Origin of the sequence: Arthrobacter sp. TB 23 (genome assembly GCF_000294595.1) — a bacterium.
GTDB lineage: Bacteria > Actinomycetota > Actinomycetes > Actinomycetales > Micrococcaceae > Arthrobacter_D.
The window spans coordinates 1-10,081 of record NZ_ALPM01000032.1 but is presented as its reverse complement, the minus strand read 5'-3'; the positions used below and the strand labels follow the sequence as shown (position 1 = coordinate 10,081).

Annotated in this window: 10 protein-coding genes; 2 read left to right on the top strand and 8 right to left on the bottom strand. The window is 63.7% G+C overall.

Going from position 1 to position 10,081, the window contains the following annotated elements:
• The 5 genes from B384_RS0104090 to B384_RS0104070 all read right to left on the bottom strand — a co-directional run.
• Window positions 1-311, bottom strand: a 311-nt coding sequence (locus B384_RS0104090; protein WP_026040959.1) for a hypothetical protein, incomplete at its 3' end; no start/stop codon positions are given.
• Window positions 312-942: 631 nt separating this feature from the next.
• Window positions 943-1,803: an HNH endonuclease gene (locus B384_RS17675; RefSeq protein WP_237715227.1), complete on the bottom strand. Its 861-nt coding sequence runs from the start codon at window positions 1,801-1,803 to the stop codon at window positions 943-945.
• Between the two features lie 82 nt (window positions 1,804-1,885).
• The gene (locus B384_RS0104080; protein ID WP_019481870.1) at window positions 1,886-2,464 is read right to left on the bottom strand and encodes a DoxX family protein; all 579 of its coding nucleotides are present in this window, start codon (window positions 2,462-2,464) and stop codon (window positions 1,886-1,888) included.
• A gap of 92 nt (window positions 2,465-2,556) precedes the next feature.
• The gene (locus B384_RS0104075; RefSeq protein WP_019481869.1) at window positions 2,557-3,222 is read right to left on the bottom strand and encodes a class I SAM-dependent methyltransferase; all 666 of its coding nucleotides are present in this window, start codon (window positions 3,220-3,222) and stop codon (window positions 2,557-2,559) included.
• The gene (locus B384_RS0104070) at window positions 3,219-3,440 is read right to left on the bottom strand and encodes a hypothetical protein (protein ID WP_026040958.1); all 222 of its coding nucleotides are present in this window, start codon (window positions 3,438-3,440) and stop codon (window positions 3,219-3,221) included. The genes B384_RS0104075 and B384_RS0104070 overlap by 4 nt, the downstream gene beginning before the upstream one ends.
• A gap of 153 nt (window positions 3,441-3,593) precedes the next feature.
• Here B384_RS0104070 and B384_RS0104065 point away from each other — a divergent pair, with 153 nt between their 5' ends.
• Window positions 3,594-5,540 (top strand): L-lactate permease, encoded by a 1,947-nt coding sequence (locus B384_RS0104065; RefSeq protein WP_019481867.1) that lies wholly within the window; start codon window positions 3,594-3,596, stop codon window positions 5,538-5,540.
• 298 nt (window positions 5,541-5,838) lie between these two features.
• Here B384_RS0104065 and B384_RS0104060 read toward each other — a convergent pair whose 3' ends face one another.
• Window positions 5,839-7,203: an FAD-binding oxidoreductase gene (locus B384_RS0104060; protein WP_019481866.1), complete on the bottom strand. Its 1,365-nt coding sequence runs from the start codon at window positions 7,201-7,203 to the stop codon at window positions 5,839-5,841.
• 251 nt (window positions 7,204-7,454) lie between these two features.
• Window positions 7,455-8,153 (bottom strand): endonuclease/exonuclease/phosphatase family protein, encoded by a 699-nt coding sequence (locus B384_RS17670; RefSeq protein ID WP_035766393.1) that lies wholly within the window; start codon window positions 8,151-8,153, stop codon window positions 7,455-7,457.
• A gap of 179 nt (window positions 8,154-8,332) precedes the next feature.
• Here B384_RS17670 and B384_RS0104050 point away from each other — a divergent pair, with 179 nt between their 5' ends.
• Window positions 8,333-9,373, top strand: coding sequence for a mechanosensitive ion channel family protein (locus tag B384_RS0104050; protein WP_026040957.1), 1,041 nt, complete (start codon window positions 8,333-8,335; stop codon window positions 9,371-9,373).
• A gap of 18 nt (window positions 9,374-9,391) precedes the next feature.
• Here B384_RS0104050 and B384_RS0104045 read toward each other — a convergent pair.
• On the bottom strand, window positions 9,392-10,081 hold a 690-nt coding region (locus tag B384_RS0104045), incomplete at its 5' end, for an SDR family NAD(P)-dependent oxidoreductase (RefSeq protein WP_019481863.1).

Genomic DNA, 10,081 nt, shown 5'->3' with positions numbered 1-10,081 from the left:
ATGGTGATGGTTTCGAGGGTGCGGAAGCTGCCACTGTTGCCGAGGGTGTCCCCGAGTGGGAAGAGGAGAACTTCCCATTGCCCTGGTGCTGAGCCTTGGGGAATGGTCACTGTGCGTTCGTATGTTCCGTCTTTGGAAGTGCCGGAAACCAGGGTCATCGAGCCGAATCCGTGGGACTGGCTGGTATCTGAGTGGGACACGGTGAGGGTTGGGGTCTTCACTCCGGTTGCGTCGGTGATCCGCACTTTGATGGTGAAGGTGGCGGGACCATCGTTGAGGTTGAATTCGGTCTTATCGACTGAAGAGCTCACGAGGACTGGCGCACTCGTGTCAGCGGCGGGAGCACTATTGAGGGGCACGAAGGCTCGTGCGTTCCCAACCCCAGGAGACAAAGTCGATACGGCTAGCATGCTCGCAGTAAGCAAAGCGATAGCGGCCTTCCGTGCGGGCCGAGTAGCTCCCCAAATATTCATTTGTCCCCTATTGTGTTGTTGCGAAATTGTGTAGACCGAGCGGATCGACGTTGTCTAGATTACCGCCCGTTGCCCACTTCTTCACTTACTTATATCGGCAGAAATCGATAGATTGTGAGGAGTTTGTCCCTCGATCTTTATTCGCAATGCTTGACGAAGAACCATACATGCCGTTCTGTAGCCCCCCGCCAGAGAATAAGAAGCCGGTGACCCTTGCCTCAGAGTGATGTTGAACCGGTATGCAAACGCTGACATTATTGTGGTGTGAATCGGTGTCACCTTGGGTGGCGATATTGCTTGTCTGACTTACGCAGCTATCTCGGTCAGCCCGCTCAAATACGTGAATCCCTCAGATGCTTACGTGCATCGAAAGATCGAAAAGGGAGGATGCAGGCGCTATGTTGCGCATGAAGTAGCTATTGAACGAGACGGAGCGCCCTCCGGCGGCTGGTCCATGCGTGGGTGTGCCTTAGACCGACAAGTTCGGGTCAGGGTTCTTCTCCACTGGTCCGGAAGAGGACCTGAGGATCCGGGCGGCATCTTCCTGAGCGCGCTGCTCTACGGGGTCCACGACGGACCCCTCCAGGTGGCTCGACGGGCGAATCAGCCGGCGAAGCTCGGCTGGCGAATAGGGATTAGGTGCCCGGCGATGCGCCATTGCATGGCAGTTGGCGCACATTGGGACCAGATCGGTCAATGGATCCAGCACATAGTCGGCGGTCAGTTGCGGGCCGGGCACGATGTGGTGGACCTGGATGAAGCCAGCACCAAGGGTGCCGTAGGTCTCCTCGAAGTTGAAGTGGCAGACGGCACAGCTGCTGCCATGGTGGGCGATGCTTTGACGGTGAGCTTCGGGGTCGTGCTCGTAGCGGTTGACGCGGCTTCGCAGCAGGGCGCTGGCGGGAAGTGTGCCAGCGGTCGGGTCGACGGGATGATTCTCCGACGACGGCGCATAGTCGGCCCACACGGCCCGGAGGAGCTGTTCATGGTCGACGGTGAGAACGGCCGCGCCATCGTCGAAGGGGAGGCCCGGCACGCGGCCGAACAGCACTGCCTCGGGGATGTGTTCGCCGCGGGGGAGGAGGAGGTCGACGTCGAGGAGTCCGCCGTCGTCGGGCGTCGTGACGACAGTCCCGTGACCGAACAGGCCCCGCTCGTTGGCGCCCTGCAGAACCAGCCAGACATCAGAGCCAGGGGGAACGGGGGGAACGACGGCCGGCCACCGAACGGAAGCGAATCCGGCGTCGTGCACGGCATCCTGCACCGCGGAGTAGGCGAACTGCCACCCCTCCCGCAGATCGGGATTCCAGCCGAGCATGATTGCCGTCATGGCACTCATTGTGCCACCAGCCTTAACGGCGTTGGCCGTGCACCGAACGTCCGGGGCACGGCCAACGCGATGGTGTGGCTGTTTAGGCTGGGTCGGTTGAGCCTTCGGCTGCCGGGGTGGCGTCCGACGCTGACGCGGCGTCGGCTGCCAGGGTCTTCCGGCGGCGGTAGAGCTGAACACCGATCGCAACGGGGATCGCGGCCAGCGCGGTGGCACGCATCCAGGGCCGGTCGAGGACGTGGCCGGTAACCGAGTCCAGGGACACAGCGCCGGCGCCCGCGATAGCGAATGAGGTGGCAGCGAGTCCCAGCACGGCCGGGTATTCGAAGCCTCCCTCTGTCGCGAAGAAACCGTTTGGCGTGTGGACGCTTGCCGCGACACCCATGGTCGTCGCGGCAGCAGCACCGGCAGCCGGGGTGCCGAGCCCGACGGCGAGTGCCAGACCCGCGCCAGCCTCACCCAATCCGGCAAGGACGGCGCTGGTCTTTGCCGGGCGGAAACCCATGGCGTCCATGCCCTTACTGGTTCCGTCGATGCCTCCGCCGCCGAACCAGCCGAACAGTTTCTGTGAACCGTGGGCGACGAGGACGCCGCCAAGGGCTACCCGGAAGATGGTCTGCGCGGCGGTTGCTGCAACCGGCGTGTTTGTTTGATACGTCATGGAATTCCTTCGGTGGGGGGTGTGGTGCTGCGGACAGCTCTCCTTCTATAAGGCATCCCGGAGCCAGTTTCTTCCCCGGAAGCCGAAACCGGTCAGGACCTCCGGCGGGCGCGCAGCACCGCATCGTGGATGGTCAGGGCCTCGCCGTCGTGGGTCTGCACCCGTTCCCGCGACTCGGTCACGATGTCCCACTGCCCCGGAACCAGGAGCAAACCAATCTCCTCGGCGGTGTAGAAGAGGTCGGAGCGGGGAGGCCGGTGCGCGCCGGATTCCATGTCCGTCGGGTGGTGGCCCACAATCAACAGCGTGCCGCCGGGCGCGACGGCGGCCGCCAACCGGGTAAACAACGGTTCACGTTCTTCCTTCGGCAGGTGCATGAACTGGGCCGAGACGAGATCGAAAGAGGACTCCGGGGGAGCCCACTCCAGAAGGTTCTGGCGGGTCCAGGTGATCCGAGCGGCCGAGGCCGGATCGGTTGCAGCATTCTCGGCACCCCGGGTCAGGGCCACCTGGGAGATGTCGACGGCGGTCACGGTCCACCCCTGGCGGGCGAGCCAGATGGCGTCTGCGCCTTCTCCGCAGCCGACGTCGAGCGCAGTTCCAGGCGTCAGGTCGGCCACCTCGGTGACAAGTTGCGCGTTGGGCTGTCCGCTCCAGACGGAGGGCCGATCGTTGTAGAACGCGTCCCAGTACGTCTGGTCGTATTCGGTGAACGCCTGCTCGGGGGTGTCGTGCGGCTGGTGGTCGTGGGAGGTCATGAGGCGGTCACCTTTGAGGTTGAGTCGGTTTGGTCGAGGCCGCGGTGCGCTGCGAGGTCGCGCTTCAGTTCCTCTTCCATAAGGACCATGTTAATCATCGCGCCGGTCCACGAGCCATCGGCCGCTGACGCGAGCACCTGCGGCAGATATCCGACGGCGACTAGCCGGACGACCGCTCGTCGCACCACACCCGCAGATGGGCCCAATCTGCCAGCCACCCATTGACTGTTCCTGTGGTCAGACCTAAGGTCTTATTCGTTGGTAGAAATCTTATTCCACAATGTGGAAGTGCTTCGTCGTGTGAAACGCGCGGTCGGTGGCGTTCATAGTCGTGGAGTCATTCGGTAGCCTCAGTCAAAGGGGACTGGTTTATGGACAATCTTGCGGTGCTTAGTTTGTTGGCGTTGGCGCCGATCCTGGTAGTGGGGGTATTGCTGGCGGGGTTCCGCTGGCCAGCGAAATACGCCATGCCGGTCGGCTACGTTTTAGTGGTGCTCGTGGCGCTGCTTGTTTGGGAGATGGATTTCACGGGCATTCTCGCGGCGTCGCTCGAAGGGTTGATCGTCGCCGCGACCCTGCTCTATATCGTCTTCGGTGCGCTGCTGTTGCTCTCGACGCTCACCATCGGTGGCGCCATGGCGACCATCAGGGCGGGCTTCAACAACATCTCGGCCGACCGCCGGGTGCAGGCCATCATCATCGGCTGGCTGTTCGGCAGCTTCATCGAGGGTGCGTCGGGCTTCGGTACGCCGGCCGCCGTCGTCGCCCCGTTGTTGCTGGCCATGGGCTTCCCGGCGATGGCAGCCGTCATGGTGGGTCTGATCATCCAGAGCACGCCGGTGAGCTTCGGCGCCGTCGGTACGCCCATCCTGGTCGGTGTGACCAACGGGCTGGGCGGAGACCCGGCAGTGGGCGAGCGTATCGCCGTCCTCGGGTTGACCATGCCAGAGTACGTCTCGAACATCGGTTTCCAGGTGGCTGCAATCCACGCGATTGTCGGAATCCTGATCCCGCTGATCCTGGTCTGCATGCTCACCGGTTTCTTTGGCCCGGAGCGGCGTTTCCGCGACGGCCTGGCCGTCTGGCCGTTCGCCATTTACGCGTCGCTCGCGATGACCATCCCGTATGTGACCGTTGCACGTTTCCTCGGACCGGAGTTCCCGTCCCTGTTCGGCGGACTGATCGGGCTGATGCTGGTCATGTTCACCTCCAGCAAGGGCTTCCTGATGCCGAAGGACACCTTCGACTTCGGGCCGCGCTCCTCCTGGTCCGACCGCTGGATGGGCACCATCGAACCGTCCGAGGCAACTGACGTCCGGACCCACATGAGCATCATCAGCGCCTGGTCGCCCTACGTGTTGATGGCGGTCCTGCTGGTAGGCACCCGGGTGATCGCTCCGCTGAAGGAGTTCCTGACCGGAATTCAGATTCCCTTTGAGAACATCCTCGGCACGAGCATCACCACCAATGTGCAGCCGTTCTACTCGCCGGCGTTCCTGATGATCCTCGCCGCCATCTTCGGTTACCTGATTCACCGGATGAGCGGGAAGCAGATTGCCCAGACGCTGAAGGTGTCAGGAAAGCAGTTGGCTGGCACCGCCGTCGCCCTGCTGTTCGCCGTCCCGCTGGTGCGGGTGCTGATCCAGTCTGGTCCGGACCTCAACGACTCGGGCCTCTCAAGCATGCCGGTCACCCTGGCCGAGGGCGCCGCAGCCATTTCCGGTGTCTCCTGGCCGGTCATCGCGCCGTTCATCGGCGCGCTGGGGGCGTTTGTTGCCGGGTCGAACACCGTGTCGAACCTGACCTTCGCCCAGTTCCAGTTCTCCACCGGTGTGGCAATCGGTGTTCCGCCTGAGCAGGTTGTCGCTGCACAGGCGGTGGGTGGTGCCGGTGGTAACCCGATTGCGATCCACAACATCGTTGCGGCCTCCGCGACCGTTGGCCTGCTGGGCCGGGAGGGTGACCTGCTCCGCAAGACGATCCTCGTGACCCTGTACTACTGTGTGGCGGCGGGAGCTGTGGCGTCGCTGTTCATCTTCGGTCTGGGCCTGAACCTCGGCACCTTTGTGCTGGCGGCCCTGCTGATCGGGCTGGTCTTCCTGGCCCGATGGATGATGCGCTTCCAGGGCAAGGATGCGCTGTCGCTGGTCGGCGGTGGATCCGTGAATGGTGATGGTTCTGTCAATAGTGCTGGTGCGGCGACCGGTAGCGGTTCGACCACCCGCCGTTCGACCGGGCGCGGTTCGACCACCCGCGGTTCGACTGGGCGCGATTCGGCACCGGGGGATGACGACGTCGACAACCGGGATCGGCTCTAAGCCACACCGGCGTGTCTAGGTCACTCCGCAGGGCCTAGACACGACCAACGAAGGGGCGGCATCCACAGAACCCGGATGCCGCCCCTTCGCTCGTTACAAAGAAGTGCACGAACCGCACGGCGTCCACGGAAGAGTGGTCAACCCGCAGGATTGCTGTTGGGCGACCACTCTTGTGCGGCCACGGCACTTCTCTGCGGGCCAGCCTGTTCGTCTTCGACACCCGGGCTGGCCCGCACCAGAAAAAAGCGCACAAAAAAGAGGGGCGGCCCGGGTAACCGGACCGCCCCTCGCGAAAGACCTAGATGGCCTTGCCGGGGTTGAGGAGTCCGTGCGGGTCGATAGCGTCCTTGATGGACCGCATCACGTCGAGGGATACCTCGCCCAGTTCAGGCAGCAGCCAGTCACGCTTGAGCAGCCCGATGCCGTGCTCGCCGGTCAGGGTGCCGCCGAGGCTCTTCGCCAGGTAGAACATCTCGCCGAGGGCGACCTTCGCCGGCCCCTCGGTGACTGAGTCCTCGGGATTCAGGACCAGCATGGGGTGCAGGTTGCCGTCCGACGCGTGGACCACCGAGTAGATCCGCACCCCGGTGCGCTCTGAGATGTCCTTCAACCCGACCGCCACCTCGGCCAGCCGGCCCCGCGGGACGCCGATATCGCCAATCGACACCCGGCCCAGTTTCTCCAGGCAGGGAATGGCCTCCCGGCGGGCGGTGATGAGTTCCGCGGCGTGTTCGTCGTCCTTCGCTTTCTCGATCGAGGTGGCGAACGGCCTGATGGCCTCGATCAGCACATCCTGTTCCAGGTGGGCGCCGTACCCGTCGGTTTGCGCCAGCAGGAACGCTCCGCCCTGCGACCGGTAGGTGGTGCCCATCGCCATATCGATCGCCTCGAGCGTCTGACCGTCGATCAGCTCCAGCATGGACGGCTGAATCCGGGACGCGATGACCGCCGATGCCGCCTGCGCCGCGGTGGCGAAGTCCGGGAAAAAGGCCGCGACCGTCGCCGTCGCCACCGGAAGTGGACGGAGCCGCAGCGTCGCCTCGGTGACGACGCCGAGCGTCCCCTCGGAGCCGACGATCAATGCGTTGAGGTCATATCCGGAAACGCCTTTCATGGTTTCGCGGCCGGTCCGGAGCTGACGGCCATCGGCGAGGACCACGTTCAGTGACAGCACCGCGTCCCGGGTGACACCGTATTTTGCGCACCGCATGCCACCGGCGTTGGTGGCGACGTTGCCGCCGATCGAGCAGATGGATGTGCTGGCCGGATCCGGCGCGTAAAACAGCCCGTATTCTCCGACGGCGGCGTTCAGATCGGCGTTCAGGACTCCGGGTTCGACGACGGCGAGCTGCTCTACCGGGTCGATGCGCAGGATTTTGTTCATCCGGGACACGTCGAGGACCACTTCGCCGGACCGTGCGGAGGCACCGGCGGCCAGCCCGGTGCCAGCACCACGGGTGACGATCGGGGTACGGTGGGCGGCGGCCAGCCGGAGGGTGGAAACGACGTCGTCGGTGGTCTCGGCGAAGACAACCCCGTCCGGCAAGGACTGCGAAACGTAGCCGGAGCGGTCGGTACTCGCATCGCGCCGGTCTGCTTCGGATAGGGAAGCTGACCGTGCCCCGGCCAGGACGGCTGATGTGGAGCTGGTGTGCAGTGACATTGGCGTAAAACCCCTTTGTTGTACGGATCAGCGGTGATCAATGACGGTGCGATTATTCGCATCGTGGAAGAACACTTCTGCTGATTGGATAAAATCCTAGGGGGTCTCACGGGGCGGGTCAATGTAGCTGCGCCGAATGCCCCCGCCTGTGCGCCGGAAGGATGCCACTGCCCCGAACCCAATGGGAGGTTCTGACCAGGCCCGGCGGGTCAATGAAGCGCGGGTGGGTGTCGCGCTGCGGCGTAGTTCGCCTAGGCTACGGCCGAGGCCTGGCTATTCGCCGGGCTGTACTCGGCCCGGACCAGGATGGGGAGGTGGTCTGAAGCGCCGCGCGGCAGGGTCTCAACGCTCTGGATGTCCAGCCCGCGGGAGGTCGCGAAATCGAAGTGCCCCCGGAAGACTCGGTAACGGGTGTAGGTCCTTAGATCGCTGAGCGACAGGTCGTATCCGGAGTCCTTCATATGCCTGGTGAGACGCTGCGTGAAGAACGGGTAGTTGAAATCGCCCAGCATGAGGGTCGCTACTCCAGTGCCCATCCCGAGGAGCTCGGCGTGCGAGGCGTGGATCTGTTTGCGGCGCAACGAATTCGACGCCGTCAGCGGAGCAGCGTGGAAGGATCCGACCACGAGGCCCTGATTGGTCTGGTTTTCGATCAGCTGGAGGCCGATCAGTCGCTCATGTGCGGGAGCGAGCACGCGGTCGTGAAGCGACTTTTTCAGCATCATGGCCCTGGTATGAACCGCTGTGAAGCGCTCCTCCCGATAGTAGAGGGCAAGCCCGAGCCGGTTTTCCCGCGTGGCAATCGCCAGCTGCAGGTCGCCCACAGTTGCTGGCAGGTCGGAGGCATCGCACTCCTGAAGGCACAGCAGATCGACTGCGTACCGCTGGACAAGGTCCTCCAACTCATCGCTGGCCTTGTGTTCGCGCAGGTTGTAACTGATGGCCCGTATCAGGTGAACACTCCTTCATCTGGCTGATGACAGCAGGATTATTGTACGCACCTCAACGATAGACAGGGTAGGCGGTCTGTTGGTCTGGCTGTGGGCAACAGATCACTGACTGGGCTTGCCGCCCGGGTCGTCTCGGCGCGCCTTCGTGGCATCGAAGCATGCTGTGCTTGGCTCAGCAGATGGGTCATCAGCAAACCAGTGCCGCGGTCGCAGTTTTTGGCACGTCGATTAGCCTGATCGATGTGCTGACCGCTGTCGGCATCCTGGTTGCGGCTGGTGTGACGGCGTTCGTGCTGCGCAGAATCATTTTGCGTCGCTCCCGTACCCAGCAGAGCACCCATCTCTCAACCTGGTACACCCTGTCGAGACTGGTTGCCTACACCGTTCTGGTGATCGGCTTTTTCCTGGCGATTTCGGCACTCGGGGTGCCGCTGAGTGACTTCGCCGTGTTGGCTGGTGCTCTGGGGGTGGGCCTCGGTTTTGGGCTACAGGCATTGTTCAGCAACTTCATTTCGGGCGTGGTGCTGCTGCTCGATAAGTCGCTGAAGATCGGCGATTTTGTGGAACTCGAGTCCGGCGTGACCGGCGAGGTGCGCGACATCAAGATCCGGGCGACGACGATCGTCACCAACGACAACATTGACATCCTGGTTCCGAACTCCGAGTTTGTCTCCGGCCGGGTGGTGAACTGGACTCACCGTGACGTGCTGCGGCGGCTTCGCGTGCCCTTTGGGGTTGCCTACGGGACGGAAAAGAACGTGGTGAAGAAGGCGGCCCTGGAAGCTGCCGCAGCTGTGCCTTTCACCCTTCACCTCGACGGCCCCCAGCGGCCGCAAGTCTGGCTCAGCAAGTTCGATACGAGCTCGCTGAACTTTGAACTTGTCGTCTGGCTCAACCCCGAGGCCACCAAGAAACCGGTGGCCGTGACGGCGGCGTATAACTGGGCGCTGCACTCCGCCCTGCAGGCGCATGGGATCGAAATTCCGTTCCCGCAGCGCGACTTGCACGTCAAGACGCTTTTCGGTCTCAGTGACGATGATGCCCGGCGTGCACTGGGACTGGCCGAGAACGTCACCCCAGACGAGGCGGGCGCCCGGCACTCACAGCCGACAACCGGGGACAAAGACGACAACGACCACAACGACGCCGCCGACGATGTGGGTGCCGACAATGTCCCCGATGACACCGCAGCCGAGGTGCGCTCGGCTACGGACGATTGACCCGCCCCGCCAGTGCAGCTAGGAGATCTGCAGCCCACCGTTGATGTCGTAGGTGGCGGCCGTGATGTAACCGGCGTCGGGGCCCACCAGGAAGCAGATCAGGGCGGCGATGTCGTCGACAGTGCCGACCCGGCCCATCAGGATGTCCTTGGACATGTCCTGCTTGCGTTCCTCGGTGAGGGTGCCGCCCATGATGTCGGTGTCCACCGGGCCGGGAGCCACAGCGTTGACGGTGATGCCGTGCTCGCCCATTTCGCGGGCCAGCGCCCGGGTGAAGCCGATGATGCCGGCCTTCGACGCGCTGTAGGCCACCTTCGAGTAGGTGCCGCCGCCACGCTGCGCCGAGATGGAGGAAATGCTGACCACGCGGCCAAGCTTGCGCTCGATCATCCCGTGCAGAGCGCGCTGTGTGACCAGGAACGTGCCGGTCATGTTGACGGCGAACACCCGGTCCCAGGCCGCCTTGGTTTCCTGCATGAACTCGGTGGGGGAGCTGATCCCGGCCAGGTTGACCAGCGCGACGATGGGCGGCACCGAAGCCTCAACAGTGGTCAGAGCCGCGTCAACCGAGGCCTCGTCCGACACGTCGGCGGCGACGCCGACCGTCTGCACACCGTGGCGCTGGGCAATGTCCGCAGCGGCTTCTTCGGCTGCGGCGCCGTCGATGTCCAGGATCGCGATGGACCAGCCGTCGCGGGCCAGCCGGTC

What these genes read in the sequence shown, in the direction of transcription:
- B384_RS17675 (WP_237715227.1), bottom strand. Translation starts at nt 1,803, where the DNA reads ATGACGGCAATCATGCTCGGCTGGAATCCCGATCTGCGGGAGGGGTGG.
- B384_RS0104080 (WP_019481870.1), bottom strand. Translation starts at nt 2,464, where the DNA reads ATGACGTATCAAACAAACACGCCGGTTGCAGCAACCGCCGCGCAGACC.
- B384_RS0104075 (WP_019481869.1), bottom strand. Translation starts at nt 3,222, where the DNA reads ATGACCTCCCACGACCACCAGCCGCACGACACCCCCGAGCAGGCGTTC.
- B384_RS0104065 (WP_019481867.1), top strand. Translation starts at nt 3,594, where the DNA reads ATGGACAATCTTGCGGTGCTTAGTTTGTTGGCGTTGGCGCCGATCCTG.
- B384_RS0104060 (WP_019481866.1), bottom strand. Translation starts at nt 7,203, where the DNA reads ATGTCACTGCACACCAGCTCCACATCAGCCGTCCTGGCCGGGGCACGG.
- B384_RS0104050 (WP_026040957.1), top strand. Translation starts at nt 8,333, where the DNA reads ATGGGTCATCAGCAAACCAGTGCCGCGGTCGCAGTTTTTGGCACGTCG.